Annotated in this window: 15 protein-coding genes; 5 read left to right on the top strand and 10 right to left on the bottom strand. The window is 74.6% G+C overall.

What is annotated here, in order from left to right; genetic code table 11:
* The first annotated feature begins 143 nt into the window (after positions 1 to 143).
* Positions 144 to 1,157, top strand: coding sequence for a hypothetical protein (locus IG63_RS0112940; RefSeq protein WP_030484782.1), 1,014 nt, complete (start codon positions 144 to 146; stop codon positions 1,155 to 1,157).
* Positions 1,158 to 1,178: 21 nt separating this feature from the next.
* Here the strand turns inward: IG63_RS0112940 and IG63_RS0112935 are convergent, their stop codons facing one another.
* The gene (locus tag IG63_RS0112935; protein WP_030484781.1) at positions 1,179 to 1,919 is read right to left on the bottom strand and encodes an SDR family NAD(P)-dependent oxidoreductase; all 741 of its coding nucleotides are present in this window, start codon (positions 1,917 to 1,919) and stop codon (positions 1,179 to 1,181) included.
* 120 nt (positions 1,920 to 2,039) lie between these two features.
* Between IG63_RS0112935 and mshA the strand changes: the two genes are divergently transcribed.
* Entirely contained in the window at positions 2,040 to 3,311 is a 1,272-nt protein-coding gene (mshA, locus tag IG63_RS0112930) for a D-inositol-3-phosphate glycosyltransferase (protein ID WP_030484780.1), read from the top strand.
* Positions 3,308 to 3,841: a type III secretion system chaperone family protein gene (locus tag IG63_RS0112925; protein WP_084597104.1), complete on the top strand. Its 534-nt coding sequence runs from the start codon at positions 3,308 to 3,310 to the stop codon at positions 3,839 to 3,841. The genes mshA and IG63_RS0112925 overlap by 4 nt, the downstream gene beginning before the upstream one ends.
* On the opposite strand, the gene IG63_RS0112920 is transcribed toward IG63_RS0112925, so the two are convergent.
* From IG63_RS0112920 to IG63_RS0112905, 4 genes are read right to left on the bottom strand one after another with little or no spacing between them, the layout of a single operon-like run.
* Positions 3,824 to 4,735, bottom strand: coding sequence for a DMT family transporter (locus tag IG63_RS0112920; RefSeq protein WP_036195512.1), 912 nt, complete (start codon positions 4,733 to 4,735; stop codon positions 3,824 to 3,826). The genes IG63_RS0112925 and IG63_RS0112920 overlap by 18 nt on opposite strands.
* A 10-nt stretch (positions 4,736 to 4,745) precedes the next feature.
* On the bottom strand, positions 4,746 to 5,840 hold the full coding sequence (locus IG63_RS21575) for a carboxylate-amine ligase (protein ID WP_030484777.1): 1,095 nt from the start codon (positions 5,838 to 5,840) through the stop codon (positions 4,746 to 4,748).
* 52 nt (positions 5,841 to 5,892) lie between these two features.
* A complete protein-coding gene (locus tag IG63_RS0112910) occupies positions 5,893 to 6,570 on the bottom strand; it encodes a response regulator transcription factor (protein ID WP_030484776.1) in 678 nt (225 codons plus the stop codon).
* Positions 6,567 to 7,775, bottom strand: coding sequence for a sensor histidine kinase (locus tag IG63_RS0112905; RefSeq protein WP_036195407.1), 1,209 nt, complete (start codon positions 7,773 to 7,775; stop codon positions 6,567 to 6,569). The genes IG63_RS0112910 and IG63_RS0112905 overlap by 4 nt, the downstream gene beginning before the upstream one ends.
* Before the next feature lie 134 nt (positions 7,776 to 7,909).
* Between IG63_RS0112905 and phoU the strand changes: the two genes are divergently transcribed.
* Positions 7,910 to 8,560, top strand: coding sequence for a phosphate signaling complex protein PhoU (gene phoU / locus IG63_RS0112900; RefSeq protein WP_030484774.1), 651 nt, complete (start codon positions 7,910 to 7,912; stop codon positions 8,558 to 8,560).
* 4 nt (positions 8,561 to 8,564) lie between these two features.
* Here the strand turns inward: phoU and IG63_RS0112895 are convergent, their stop codons facing one another.
* Both IG63_RS0112895 and IG63_RS0112890 read right to left on the bottom strand, forming a co-directional pair.
* The gene (locus tag IG63_RS0112895) at positions 8,565 to 9,626 is read right to left on the bottom strand and encodes an S-adenosylmethionine:tRNA ribosyltransferase-isomerase (protein ID WP_030484773.1); all 1,062 of its coding nucleotides are present in this window, start codon (positions 9,624 to 9,626) and stop codon (positions 8,565 to 8,567) included.
* Entirely contained in the window at positions 9,623 to 10,318 is a 696-nt protein-coding gene (locus IG63_RS0112890; RefSeq protein WP_030484772.1) for an SDR family NAD(P)-dependent oxidoreductase, read from the bottom strand. The genes IG63_RS0112895 and IG63_RS0112890 overlap by 4 nt, the downstream gene beginning before the upstream one ends.
* A 49-nt stretch (positions 10,319 to 10,367) precedes the next feature.
* On the opposite strand from IG63_RS0112890, the gene soxR reads away from it, so the two are divergent.
* Entirely contained in the window at positions 10,368 to 10,826 is a 459-nt protein-coding gene (soxR, locus tag IG63_RS0112885) for a redox-sensitive transcriptional activator SoxR (RefSeq protein ID WP_030484771.1), read from the top strand.
* 44 nt (positions 10,827 to 10,870) lie between these two features.
* Here soxR and IG63_RS0112880 read toward each other — a convergent pair whose 3' ends face one another.
* The 3 genes from IG63_RS0112880 to IG63_RS0112870 are packed head-to-tail and all read right to left on the bottom strand — an operon-like array spanning position 10,871 to position 12,973.
* Positions 10,871 to 11,611: a phosphoglyceromutase gene (locus IG63_RS0112880; RefSeq protein ID WP_030484770.1), complete on the bottom strand. Its 741-nt coding sequence runs from the start codon at positions 11,609 to 11,611 to the stop codon at positions 10,871 to 10,873.
* An 18-nt stretch (positions 11,612 to 11,629) separates the two neighbouring features.
* Positions 11,630 to 12,181, bottom strand: coding sequence for a hypothetical protein (locus IG63_RS0112875; RefSeq protein WP_030484769.1), 552 nt, complete (start codon positions 12,179 to 12,181; stop codon positions 11,630 to 11,632).
* An 18-nt stretch (positions 12,182 to 12,199) separates the two neighbouring features.
* Positions 12,200 to 12,973, bottom strand: coding sequence for a UbiA family prenyltransferase (locus IG63_RS0112870; protein WP_051706725.1), 774 nt, complete (start codon positions 12,971 to 12,973; stop codon positions 12,200 to 12,202).
* Positions 12,974 to 13,069 lie beyond the last annotated feature (96 nt).

The raw sequence follows: 13,069 nt of genomic DNA, 5'->3' as shown, positions 1-13,069 counted from the left end.
TTCCTGGATCGAGGGGGCGCCGCAGGCGGTGGTGCGGCGCGGACGGCGCCGAGCGGCGCACCCCCAGCCTAGCCGGGCTCCGGCCCCGGGCCCGCCTCGCCCGGTCGGGGCGGTGGCTGGCCCCCCGTGCGACATTGGGAGGCGTGCCCGCTCGACCCCTCCTGCTCGCCGCGCTGCTGCTCGCCCTCGTCCTCTCCGGCTGCAGCGGCGGCTCGGAGACCCCGGAGGCCACGGAGCCGGCTCCCGAGCCCCCGCGGCAGCTCGCCGCGGGCACCTGCTGGACCGACACGCAGCTGCCCGCGGCGCTGGGCGAGGAGGGCTTCGCCGCGCTCGTCGAGGAGCATGCCGGCGACGACCCGGAGCGCCGCGACGCACGGGCCGAGGCGATGCGCGACGACGCGGCCTTCACCGAGGAGGTCGACTGCGCCGAGCCCCACGCGCTCGAGCTGTACGCCGTGGTCGGGCTGCCCCGGTCACTCGACCGACGGATCTCCTCCTACGCCGACCTGCTCGACCAGGACTCGGCGCTGCACGGCCTGGTGCGCGACGCCGTCAACCAGCGCTGCCTGGCCGACTCGGCGTGGGGTCGCGCCGAGCGCAAGGCCGGCGCGCCACGGGTGCAGCTGGGCCCCGCGCTCGCCGAGGACGGCGGCTACGCGCTCGCGTGGGACCCCTTCCCCGCGGAGATGTGGGAGGGCGGCCAGCGGCGCTTCGTGTGCACCTTCGAGCAGGAGGAGCCGGGCACGGTGATGTTCGCCGACCTGCGCACCGACCGGCTCCCGCAGCGCGCCCGCGTCTGCCTCGACGTCCCGGGCACGACCGTGCCGTGCGGCCGGCCGCACCAGGCCGAGGAGATCGGCGAGATGATCCTCAACGCCGCGGTCGCCGGTGGCGCCATCGACGCCCGCCGGGCCGTGCGCGAGGGCGACGACGGTCGCTACGTCGCCCTGAGCGAGCGTGAGTACGCCCGCCTCGACCGCGCCTGCGACGTCCTCTACCGCGCGGTCTCCACCGGTCGGCCGGACGTCGAGGCACAGGCCTTCCCCGGCTCCGTCGACCAGTGGCCCAACGACGAGGGTGTCTACGTCGCCAGCTGCTTCGCCCTCAAGCCCTTCGACCCGCCGCCGAAGTTCCGCGGCACCGTCTTCGACCGGTAGCCGGCCGGCGCCGCCGCCGGCTCAGCCCTCGCGGTGCACCTTGTGCTGCGCGGCCTGCGCACGGGGGCGGACCACGACCTCGTCGATGTCGACGTGCGCGGGCAGCGAGGCGACCCAGCGGACGATCTCGGCGATGTCGTCGGCCACGAGCGGCTCGGCGACGCCCTGGTAGACCTGGTCGCGCCGGGCCTGGTCACCCCCGAAGCGCACGAGCGAGAACTCCTCGGTCGCGACCATGCCGGGGGCGATCTCGGTGAAGCGCAGGGGCTCGGCGACGTGCTCGAGGCGCAGCGTCCGGGTCAGCGCCGCGACGCCGTGCTTCGCGGCGACGTACCCCGCGCCCCCTTCGTACGCCGTGCGGCCCGCGGTCGAGCCGATGTTGACCACCAGGCCGCCGTTGCCGGCGCGCAGCGCGGGCAGCAGCGCCTGCGTGGTGCGCAGCGTGCCCAGCACGTTGACGTCGTACATCCGGGCCCAGGTCTCGGCGTCGGCCTCCTCGACGGTGGCCATGTCGAAGGCCCCGCCGGCGTTGTTGACCAGCACGTCGACGGCGTCGACCGCGCTCGCGAGCGCCGCGACGGAGTCGGCGTCGGTCACGTCGAGCACCACGGCCCGGCCGCCGATCTCCTCGGCGAGCGCCGTGACCCGGTCCTCGCGACGCGCGGCGCACCAGACCTCGAAGCCGTCACCCGCCAGGGCCCTGGCCGTGGCGGCGCCGATGCCGCTGCTGGCTCCGGTGACGACCGCGGTACGACGTGGCACGTGCCCTCCAGGGGAAGTGGGCCCGGCCTCCTGTCGGGCCGGTGGGACCCGCGGGCCATGATAGGCAGGGTGCGTCCGGCTGCGGGCCCTGCCGGTGGCGGGCGCACGGATGGAGGAGCCGTGACCGACCCGCGCCGCGTGGCCATGATCAGCCTGCACACCTCGCCGCTCGACCAGCCGGGCACGGGGGACGCGGGCGGCATGAACGTCTACGTGCTCGCCCTGTCGCGCCAGCTGGCGCGCCGCGGCATCGAGGTCGACCTCTTCACCCGGGCCACCAGCAGCAGCCTCGCGCCCGTCGTCGACGTCGAGGACGGCATCCGGGTGCACCACGTGGCGGCGGGACCCTTCGAGGGCCTCACCAAGCACGAGCTGCCGGCCCAGCTGTGCGTCTTCGCCCGCGAGGTGCTGCGCACCGAGGCGCACCACGCGCCCGGTCACTACGAGCTGGTGCACAGCCACTACTGGCTCAGCGGCCAGGTGGGCGCGCTCGCCCGCGACCGCTGGGGCGTGCCGCTGGTGCACACGATGCACACCATGGGCAAGGTCAAGAACGCCGCGCTCGCGGCGGGCGACACCCCCGAGCCGGCCGCCCGCCTGATCGGCGAGGAGCAGGTGGTGGCGGCGGCCGACATGCTCGTGGCCAACACCGACGACGAGGCCAAGCAGCTGCTCGACCTCTACGAGGCCGACCCCGGCCGCGTCGAGGTGGTGCACCCCGGCGTCGACCTCGACGTCTTCCGCGACGTGGGCCGCGAGGCGGCCCGGCAGCGGCTCGGGCTGCCGCTCGACGCGCCGGTGATCACCTTCGTAGGGAGGATCCAGCCGCTCAAGGCGCCCGACGTGATGCTGCGCGCGGTGGCGGTGCTGCTGCAGCGGCGTCCCGAGCTGCGCGACCGGCTCACGGTGGCCGTCGTGGGCGGGCCCTCCGGGTCCGGTCTGGAGCGGCCCGACGCGCTCGCCCGGCTCGCCGACGAGCTCGGCGTGACGGCCTCGGTGCGCTTCGTCCCGCCGGTGGCGCAGACCGAGCTGGTCGACTGGTACGCCGCCTCGACGCTGGTGTGCGTCCCGTCCTACAACGAGAGCTTCGGCCTGGTCGCCGTGGAGGCCCAGGCGACCGGCACCCCGGTGGTGGCGGCCGCGGTGGGTGGGCTGACGACCGCCGTGCGCGACGAGCGCTCGGGCCTGCTGGTGGCGGGGCACGACCCCGCGGCCTACGCCGCGGCGTACGAGCGCGTGCTGCTGGAGCCGGGCCTCGGCGAGCGGCTGCGGGCGGGCGCGCTCGAGCACGCGCGCGGCTTCGGCTGGGAGCGCAACGTCGAGCAGATGCTGACCGTGTACGCCGCCGCCCGGCAGGCGATGCGGCAGGAGCCCACCGGGGTGCAGCCGTGAGCGAGGAGCTCTCCGAGGAGCGCCGGCAGGCGCTCGCGACCCTGGTCGCCGTGCTCGACGAGGCGGAGCTGACCTGGGAGCACGTCTCGCCCACCCAGCTCGCGGTGGAGCTGCCGGGCGAGCGCAAGCTGACGACGCCGTGCCGCTTCGACGTCGGGACCCACGCGCTGGGGATCCACGCCTTCGTGTGCCGCCAGCCCGACGAGAACCACGTCGGCGTCTACCGCTGGCTGCTCGAGCGCAACCTGCGGATGTTCGCCGTCGGCTTCGCCCTCGACAGCGTCGGCGACATCTACCTCGACGGCAGGCTGCCGCTCGAGGCGGTCACGCCGGCCACGGTCGACCGGCTGCTGGGCTCGGTGCTGGAGTACGCCGACGGGTCCTTCAACACGATCCTCGAGCTCGGCTTCGCCGAGTCGATCCGCAAGGAGTGGCGCTGGCGGATCGCCAACGGCGAGTCGGTGCGCAACCTCGAGGCCTTCCGCGCGCCGCTGGCCCTCGACGAGCTCGGCTCACCGGCCGACGGCTGAGCGCCGGCTCGGCACCGCGGCCGCCTCGCGCGGCCGGCGGCGGGCGACCGCGACCCCCACCAGCGCCAGCACGCCGCCGACGTAGGCCAGCGAGGGCGGCACCTCGCCGAGCAGCAGCAGGCCCATCACGATCGTGATCGGCGGCACCAGGTAGGTCGTGACGCCCAGGCTGGAGGCGCTCATGTGGCGCAGCGCGTAGGCGTAGGTGGTGAAGGCCAGGGCGGTGGGGAAGAGGCCGAGGTAGACCACCCACCAGGTCGAGGACGCCGGGGCGGCCCGCACCTCGTCGAGGAGCTGCGGGGCGAAGGGCAGGCAGGCCACCGCCCCCACCGTGCACGCCAGCCAGGTCACCTGCACGGCGGGCAGGCTGCCCATCAGCGGCTTCTGCAGCACCACGCTCACGGCGTACGCCGCGGCGCTCACCAGCACCAGCACCACCCCGTACCACTCGGTGCCCTCGCGGGAGCCGGTGGAGAGCCCGATCAGCGCCACGCCGCCGAAGGCCAGCACCAGCCCGAGGCCCAGGGTGCGGGTGAAGGGCTCGTCGAGGAAGAGCGCCGCCATCACGGCGATCAGCACCGGCGCGACCTGGATCAGCATGGCGGCGGTGCCGGCGTCGACCCAGAGCTCGCCGGCGTTGAGCGCGACGTTGTAGACGGCGTACCAGAGCAGGCCGATCGCGACGATCGCCGACCACTGCCGTCGCGAGGGACGTGGCAGCCCCTGCGGGAGCACCACGAGGGCCAGGGCGACCGACCCGACCAGCAGGCGCCCGAGCGAGAGCGCGCCGGGGGAGAAGTCGTGGCCGAGGTGGCGCACCGCCACGAAGGCGGAGGCCCACAGCACGAGGGTCGTGGCGACGGCTGCGAGGGGCAGCCAGCGACGCTCGGGCATGGCCCGAAGGCTAGGCGTCGCCTCCGACAGTGCGGCGGGCGGCGTCGGCGACGACCGCCTCCAGCGAGCCCTCCCGCTCGAAGGCCGCCCGCTGGCGGGCCGCGCCGGTGCCGCGGGCCAGCACGGCCTCCAGCGAGGCGGTCACCAGGTCGAGGTCGCCCGCCTCCTCCAGTGCGGGCCGCACGTGGGCGACGAGGGAGTCGAGGGCGGCGCGCGCCGGCACGAGGGTGCGCGTGGCCGGGTCGACCAGCCGGTCGGCGAGCCCGTGGCGGGCCGCGCGCCAGGTGGCGGCGCGCTGCAGGTCGGTGCGCCACGGCTGGGAGGGCTGCCGGGCCGCGGTGTCGACCAGCGCGCGCGTGAGCGCGGCCAGCAGCACGGCGTCGTCGGCCTCGGTGCACACGTCGCTGACGCGCACCTCGACGGTGGGCGCCTCGAGGGCGAGACGGGCGTCGAAGTAGACCATCGCCTCGTCGAGCGCGGCGCCCCACTCCTGGAGCCGGCCGCGGACCTCGTCGTAGGTCGCGGTGTCGCCGAAGGGCTCGGCGGTGCCCTGCGAGGGCCACCGGGCCCACAGCTGCGAGCGCCAGCTGGCGTGGCCGGTGTCGCGGCCGTCGAGGTAGGGCGAGTTGGCACTGGTCGCGAGCAGCAGCGGCAGCCAGGGGGAGATGCCGTCGATGATCCGGACGCCCTCCTCGTCGCTCTCGACGTCGACGTGCACGTGCATCGCGCACGCGAGCGCCGACGTCGCCAGCTCGCCGTACTCCTCCCGGATGCGCAGGTAGCGCGGCTGCGGGGTGATCGACACGCCCTCGCCGGGCCGGTCGCCCACGAGCACCGGGGTCGCGACCGCGACCGCCGCGGCTCCCGCCGCCTCGGCGGCGGCGACCACCGCCCGGCGGCTCTCGCGCAGCAGCCCGGCCAGCTCCGACATGGAGGCGGTCGGCGGCGTCTGGGTCTCGATCTGCTGGAGGTAGAGCTCCGCCTCGACCGGGGCGTCGTCCTCCCCCTGCAGCCGGACGGCCTCCTGCTGGACCGCGGTCAGCACCCCCGTCGCGGGGTCGACCAGCAGCAGCTCTTCCTCGACCCCGACCTGACGCACGCTCACGGGACCCCTGTGCCCAGGCAGCCCGCCGGCACGCGGACGCGGCCGCGCGGGCTCAGAGGTCCAGCTTGTAGCCCAGCCCGCGCACGGTGGTGAGCAGCTTGGGGTCGGCGGGGTGGTCCTCGAGCTTGGCGCGCAGGCGCTTGACGTGCACGTCGAGGGTCTTGGTGTCGCCGACGTAGTCGGACCCCCAGACCCGGTCGATGAGCTGGCCGCGGGTGAGCACCCGACCGGGGTTGCGCAGGAACATCTCGAGCAGCTCGAACTCCTTGAGCGGCAGCCGCACCTCGGCGCCGGCCACGGTGACGATGTGGCGCTCGACGTCCATCCGCACGCTGCCGACCTCGAGCGTGGTGGGGGCGAGGTCGGGCTCGACGCCGCGGCGCAGGACCGCGCGGATCCGTGCCACCAGCTCGCGGGGGGAGTAGGGCTTGGTGACGTAGTCGTCGGCGCCGAGCTCGAGGCCGACGACCTTGTCGACCTCGTCGTCCTTGGCGCTGACCATGATGACGGGGACGTTGGAGGTCTGCCGGATCTGCCGGCACACCTCGGTGCCGGGGAGGCCCGGCAGCATCAGGTCCAGCAGCACGATGTCGGCGCCGGCGCGGTCGAACTCGGTCAGCGCCTCCGGGCCGGTGGCCGCGATGGCGACCTCGAAGCCCTCCTTGCGGAGCATGTAGGCGAGGGCGTCGCTGTAGCTCTCCTCGTCCTCGACGACCAGGACACGGGTCACGCTGTCTCCTCGGGTACGGCGCCGGACGGTGAGCGGCGCGGGGGGCCGGCGGTCGCCGGCATCTGGGGCAGGGGCTCACCGGTCACCAGCGGGCCCGGCTTGCGGGGCAGGGTCAGGGTGAAGGTCGAGCCCTGGCCCTCGACCGACCACACGTCGACCTTGCCGCCGTGGGAGGCGGCGACGTGCTTGACGATCGACAGGCCGAGGCCGGTGCCTCCGGTGGAGCGGTGCCGGGCGGGGTCGACGCGGTAGAAGCGCTCGAAGATGCGGTCGATCTCGTGGGAGGGGATGCCGATCCCCTGGTCGGTGACCGCCAGCTCGACGGTGGCCTCGGTGCCGCTCGTCGAGACGACGACGTTGGAGCCCTCGGGGGAGTAGGCGACGGCGTTGGCGACCAGGTTGCCCAGCGCGACCGCCACCTGCTCCCGGTTGCCGAGGAGCACCAGGTCGCGGTCGCCCGTGTGGCGCAGCGTGATGCGCCGGGCCTGGGCGTCGGTGGCGCTCTCGTCGATCGCGCGGGCCACGATCTCGTCGAGCGGCACGGCCACCGGCTCGTCGAGCGGGTCGTCGCCCTGCAGCCGCGAGAGCTCGATGATCTGCTGCACCAGCCGCGAGAGCCGGTCGCTCTCCTTCTGCATCCGGGCGGCGAAGCGCTGCACCGCCTCCGGGTCGTCGGAGGCGTCGATGACGGCGTCGGCGAGCAGCTTGATGGCGCCCACGGGCGTCTTGAGCTCGTGGCTCACGTTGGCCACGAAGTCGCGACGGATGAACTCCACGCGCCGCTCCCGCGTGCGGTCCTCCACCAGCGCGAGGACCAGCTGGGAGCTCAGTGGCGCCACGCGCGCGGTGACGTGCCGCGCGGGCAGCCCCGGTCTCTGGATGGTCACCTCGGTCTCGCGGATCTGCCCGTCGCGCCTGACCTGGCGCACCAGGTCGGCCAGCTCGCGCTCGGCGATGTGGTGGCCACGCACCAGGCCCATCGCGATGGCGGGCGCCGAGGCCTTCAGCACGGCGTCGCTGCCGTCGACCACCAGCGCGCTGCTCCGCAGCACCGAGAGCACGGCGGCGACCCCGGGCGGGAGCGTCGGCTCCGCGACCTCGGGCACCCGGCGCGACCGCTCGCTCACCCGGAAGGCGAGCACCGTGCCGCCACCCAGCACCGCGCCGAGCAGCGCGAGGAGCAGGGCCTGGAGTGTCGGGCTCACATCTGTGGATCGTACGCAGGGTGTCGTGGTCGCCACCCTGCTCGGACGCCCCTTTCGGCAGCCTTTCCGGGGGCGTTCACCACCCGTTCACGAATTGACTCCCTCTCGTCACCGAGTCTGCCTAGGTTGGTCCCATGCGTGAAGCCTTCTCCGAGCAGCTCGACTCCATCCGCGACGACCTCATCCAGATGGCCCAGCTGGTCCGCGCCGCGGTCGCGGCCGGCACCGAGGCGCTCCTGGAGGGCGACGCCGCGAAGGCCGAGCGGGTGATCAGCGACGACGCCCGCATCGACGCGCTCCGGGAGAAGCTCGAGGAGCGCAGCTTCGAGGTCCTCTCGCTGCAGAACCCGGTGGCCGGCGACCTGCGGATGCTCGTCGCCTCGCTGCGCATGGTCAGCGAGTTCGAGCGGATGGGCGACCTCGCCGTCCACGTCGCCAAGATCGCCCGCCTACGGGTGCCCGAGGTGGCGGTGCCCGAGGGCGTGGTGCCGACCATCGAGCGGATGGCCGCCGTCGCCGAGGTGATGGTCGCCAAGGTGGAGCACATCATCGCGGCCAACGACATCAGCGCCGCCGAGGAGCTGGAGTTCATCGACCAGGAGATGGACAAGCTGCGCCGCAACTCCTTCCGCGAGCTGCTCGGCTCGGACTGGAAGTACGGCGTGGAGCCCGCCGTCGACATCGCGCTGCTCGGCCGCTACTACGAGCGCATCGCCGACCACGCCGTCTCCATCGCCCGCCGCGTGGTCTTCCTCGTGACCGGCGAGCACCCGCAGTACGCCTGACGCGTCACCCGCGGGCCGGGAGCAGCAACGCGCTGTCGCCGAACTCGTGCCAGTCGTAGCGCTCGGCCACCGCGGCGTCGTACGCCGCCTGGGCCAGCGCGGTGCCGGCGACGGCCTCGACGAGCAGCAGGTGCGACGCCGTGGCGTCGTGCCAGCCCGTGACGAGGCCGTCCACCACGACCGGCGGTGACGCGGGGGTGACCACCCGCTCGGTCCAGCCCGACCCGGGCTCCACCCGGCCGTCGACCACCGCCGACTCCAGCGCCCGCGTCACGGTCGTGCCCGTGGCGACCACCCGCCCGCCGGCGGCCCGGGTCAGCTCGACGAGCCGCGCGGTCGCGGCCGGCACGTCGTACCACTCGGGCTGGGGACCCTCGCCCGCCTCCTGCGAGGAGACGCCGGTGTGCAGCGTGACCGGTGCGACCCCCACGCCGCGGGAGACCAGCCGCGTGAGCAGCGCGTCGGTGAAGGGTCGGCCCGCGGAGGCCATCTCGGCGCTGCCCGGCACGTGCGCGAAGACCGTCTGGTAGGCGTCGAGGGGGAAGCGTCCCTGGAGGTAGCCGTAGGCGATCGGGCGCCCCCGCCGGTCGAGGTGACGGCGCAGGTCGCCGTCGGCCGTGGCCCGCCAGAGCCGGTCGCCGCGGCCCGTGGGCGACGAGCCGGGGTGCGGGTAGGGCGCGCGCAGCGTGAGCGTGGCGCCTGCCGTCACCACCTGCTCGCCCGGCAGCGCGTCGAGCACGGCCCTGGCGGCGTCGGGCCACGAGCGCAGCTCGACCACCCAGCTGCCGTCGTCGAGGGTGGTCGCCGCGTGGAGCACCACCGAGCGGTCGCGCCACCGCGCGTCGGTCTCGCCGGCCACGGTCGCGGAGTTGTTGACCACCACCAGGTCGCCCGGCGCGAGGTGGTCCGGCAGGTCGCGGAAGCGCGCGTGCGCGAGGCCCCCTGGCCTGGCCACGAGGAGGCGCACCTCGTCGCGCGCCAGCCCGCGCGCCTCGGCGGGGCTCGGCGCGAAGGTCGTGGCCGGGGCCTCGAAGCGCACTCCGGAGTGCTCGGTCAGCACGCTCATGCCGGCACCGCCGGCGCGATGTCGGCGGCGACGTAGCGGCCGCTGGGCGGGCGCCGCTCGAGCAGGGCGAGCAGCCGGGGCACCACCGACTCCGGCAGGGGGCGGTCGCCGATGTCCTCGCCGGGGAAGGCGTCCTGGTGCATGGGCGTGCGCATGTCGCCCGGGTCGACGGCGTACGCCGCGTGCCCGGCCTCGGCGCCGAAGGTGAGCACCAGGTGGTCGAGCGCCGCCTTGCTGGCGCCGTACAGGCCCCAGGTCGGGTAGTGCTGCACCGCGGCGTCGGAGGAGATCCCCACCACCGCGGCGCCCGGTCGGAGCCGGGGGGCCAGGACGGCGAGCAGCGCCGCGTGCGCGCCCGCGTTGGTGTGCAGGACCTCGCCGACGTCGCCGGGCGCGTAGTCGTGGAGCGGCCGCATCGGCAGCGGTCCGAGGGTGCTCGCGTTGAGCACGAGGAGGTCGAGCCCGCCCAGGTCGTCGACGTGTGCCGCGAGGTCGCGCCGGTGGTTGGCGTCGGCGACGTCGCCCGGGATGCCGCGCACGTCGGTGTCGGCGATCGCTCCGGCGAGCCGGTCGGCGTCGCGGGCGTCGGTGACGACGGTCCAGCCGAGCCCGTCGAGGGCGCGTCCGAGGGCGAGTCCGAGGCCGGAGGAGCCTCCGGTGATCAGGGCGTGGGGTGTCTGCTCTGGGGTCATGTGGCTAGTCTTCAAGTTGAAGTGAACTTGAGATCAAGGGGGAAGCTCCATGGACTCGCGTGACCTGCTGAGCGTGGGTGAGGTGTCTCGGCGCAGCGGCTATGCGGCGTCCGCGATCCGCTACTACGAGGCGCAGGGCCTGATCACCGCCCGGCGCTCCCCGGGCGGACGCCGGGAGTTCGAGCGGAGCGTGCTGCGCCGGCTGGCCTTCGTCCGCGCGGCGTCCAACGTCGGACTCACCCTCGACGAGGTGCGCGGCGAGCTGGAGCGACTGCCCCGCGGTCGCCCGCCGACCAAGGCCGACTGGCAGCGCATCTCGCGCAGCTGGCGCGCCCGGCTCGACGAGCGGATCCGCGCCCTCGAGGAGCTGCGCGACGGCCTGGACTCCTGCATCGGCTGCGGCTGCCTGTCGCTGCAGAGCTGCCACATGAGCAACCGCAACGACTGGCTCGCGGCCACCGACCAGGCACCGGGCGCCGCTCGGCTCCCGCCGCTGCTGCGGCGCTGACCCGCGCCAGGGTCAGCGGTGTGTCAGCAGTGGTCAGCGGGGGGTCAGCGGCCCTGGTTGGCCACGGCCTCGGCCGCCGCGGCGGCGGCCTCGGGGTCGAGGTAGCGCCCGCCCCGCTCGACCGGGCGGTGGTCGGCGTCGAGCTCGTAGACCAGCGGCTGGCCGGTGGGGATGTTGAGGCCGACGATGTCGTCGTCGCTGATGCCGTCGAGGTGCTTGACGATGGCACGCAGGGAGTTGCCGTGGGCGGCGACGAGGACGGTGTGGCCGGCGTCGAGGTCGGGGATGATCGCGGACTCCCAGTACGGGAGCATCCGGGCGATGACGTCCTTGAGGCACTCGGTGGCGGGGAGCTCGTCGCCGAGGTCGGCGTAGCGCGGGTCGCCGGCCTGCGACCACTCCGCGCCGGGCTCGATGGCGGGCGGGGGCACGTCGAAGGAGCGGCGCCAGGTCATGAACTGCTCCTCGCCGTACTCCTCGAGGGTCGCCTTCTTGTCCTTGCCCTGCAGCGCGCCGTAGTGCCGCTCGTTGAGCCGCCAGGAGCGACGCACGGGGATCCAGTGGCGGTCGGCCTGGTCGAGCGCGAGGTGGGCGGTGGTGATGGCCCGGCGCAGCAGCGAGGTGTGCAGCACGTCGGGGAGCAGGCCCGACTCGACCAGCAGCGCCCCTCCGGCGACGGCCTCGTCGCGCCCCTTGTCGGTCAGGGGCACGTCGACCCATCCGGTGAAGAGGTTCTTGGCGTTCCAGTCGCTCTCGCCGTGGCGCAGCAGGATCAGCGTGCTCATGGGTTCAGCCTAGGGCCGTCAGGGGGCGGCGGTCTCCGACGCCTCGGGAGTCGTGCTCGGAGTCTCGCTGGGAGCCTCGGCGGGCACCACGTCGGCGAACTCCTCCTCGTCGTTGACGATCGGCACGTTGATCTCGAGCTCGTCGCCGGTGTCGAAGCTGAGCGTCATCCGGGTGTAGCCGCCGGCCGAGAGGGAGTCGTCGTTGAAGGTGACCAGGACGGCGCCGGTCTCGGAGAGGTTGAGCAGCCCGTCGGCCGGCACCTCGAGCTCCTCGAGCAGCTGCACCTCGACGTCCTCGCCCGTGATGCCGGTGAGCTGCGCCGGGGTGGTCGGGTCGTTGTTGGCGATCGAGGCCGAGAAGGTGCCCTCGGTGCCGAAGGGCAGCACCACGGTGGCGCCCAGCACGCTGAGGGTCTCGCCCCGCACGTTGCTGCCGACGCTCGGCTGGTAGGGCTGGTCGGTCTGCACGCCGAAGCCGCAGGCGGTCAGCCCGGGCGCGGCGAGCAGGAGCGAGGCGGCGGCCAGGCGCCGGGCGCGCCGGGAGGGGCGTCGGGAGAGGCGGCTCGACATGGCGCAGAGCCTATCGGCTCACCGCGCGATGCCCTGGGTGAGGGCCACGTAGACCATCGCGCCGACCACCACGACGAGGCCGGCCGCCGTGGCGAAGAAGAGCCGCGGGGCTCCGGTGCGCAGCGCGATCCGCAGCGGGAGGTGCCGCACGGTGCCGCGGTGGTCGGTCACGAGGTCGGGGAGCGCCACCGCCACGTGCACGAGCACGCCGAGCACCGCGGCGAGCGCCGCGAAGGCCGGCACGGGGGCGCTCCCGGCGGCCTCCCGGCCCCAGCCGCCGTAGCTGACGAAGGCGGTCAGCAGGGCGAAGGTCGCCGCCCACCCCACCCACGAGAGCAGCCCGCGGTGGAGCCACCGGTCGTGCACCACGCCCACCACCAGGGTGGTGAGCAGCAGGCCGCCCGCGACCAGGCCGTTCTGCAGGGCGAGCGGCACCAGCAGGAGCAGCAGCACGGTGGCGGCGTACGTCGCGTTGCCGCGCGGCAGATGGTCCGCGGCGAGGGGCTTGCCCGGCGCCTGGGTGACCCGGTCCTCCTCGACGTCGCAGAGGTCGTCGACCAGCCCCAGGAGCAGCTGGCACACGAGCACGGCGGCCCCGCTGACCAGCCACTCGCGCGGAGGGCGGCCCATCAGGGCGACCAGGGTCGCCACCACCAGCGCGAGAGCCAGGGCCTGGCGGGGGTGCACGGCACGCGCGAGCGACCGGAGCTGGCCGGGGGTGCGCGCCGTCGAGGAGGCGCGTCCGGTCGCTCCCGCCGCGTCGGAGGATCCGCTCGCCACCGGTGCCTGCATGCCCGCGAGTATCGACCATCGCCGCGCCCCGCGAGACCGTTTCGCCCAGGCGTCCCCGGTGATCGCGGCGGTTCGGGCCACCGGTCGGGCGGCCGC

Origin of the sequence: Nocardioides aequoreus (genome assembly GCF_000720335.1) — a bacterium.
Taxonomy (GTDB): Bacteria; Actinomycetota; Actinomycetes; order Propionibacteriales; family Nocardioidaceae; genus Marmoricola; species Marmoricola aequoreus.
This window is presented reverse-complemented; position numbering and strand designations above follow the sequence as displayed.

Coding starts and splice junctions, on each gene's coding strand:
- IG63_RS0112920 (WP_036195512.1), bottom strand. CDS start 4,735: ATGCCCGAGCGTCGCTGGCTGCCCCTCGCAGCCGTCGCCACGACCCTC.
- phoU (WP_030484774.1), top strand. CDS start 7,910: ATGCGTGAAGCCTTCTCCGAGCAGCTCGACTCCATCCGCGACGACCTC.
- IG63_RS0112895 (WP_030484773.1), bottom strand. CDS start 9,626: ATGAGCGTGCTGACCGAGCACTCCGGAGTGCGCTTCGAGGCCCCGGCC.
- IG63_RS0112890 (WP_030484772.1), bottom strand. CDS start 10,318: ATGACCCCAGAGCAGACACCCCACGCCCTGATCACCGGAGGCTCCTCC.
- soxR (WP_030484771.1), top strand. CDS start 10,368: ATGGACTCGCGTGACCTGCTGAGCGTGGGTGAGGTGTCTCGGCGCAGC.
- IG63_RS0112880 (WP_030484770.1), bottom strand. CDS start 11,611: ATGAGCACGCTGATCCTGCTGCGCCACGGCGAGAGCGACTGGAACGCC.
- IG63_RS0112875 (WP_030484769.1), bottom strand. CDS start 12,181: ATGTCGAGCCGCCTCTCCCGACGCCCCTCCCGGCGCGCCCGGCGCCTG.
- IG63_RS0112870 (WP_051706725.1), bottom strand. CDS start 12,973: ATGCAGGCACCGGTGGCGAGCGGATCCTCCGACGCGGCGGGAGCGACC.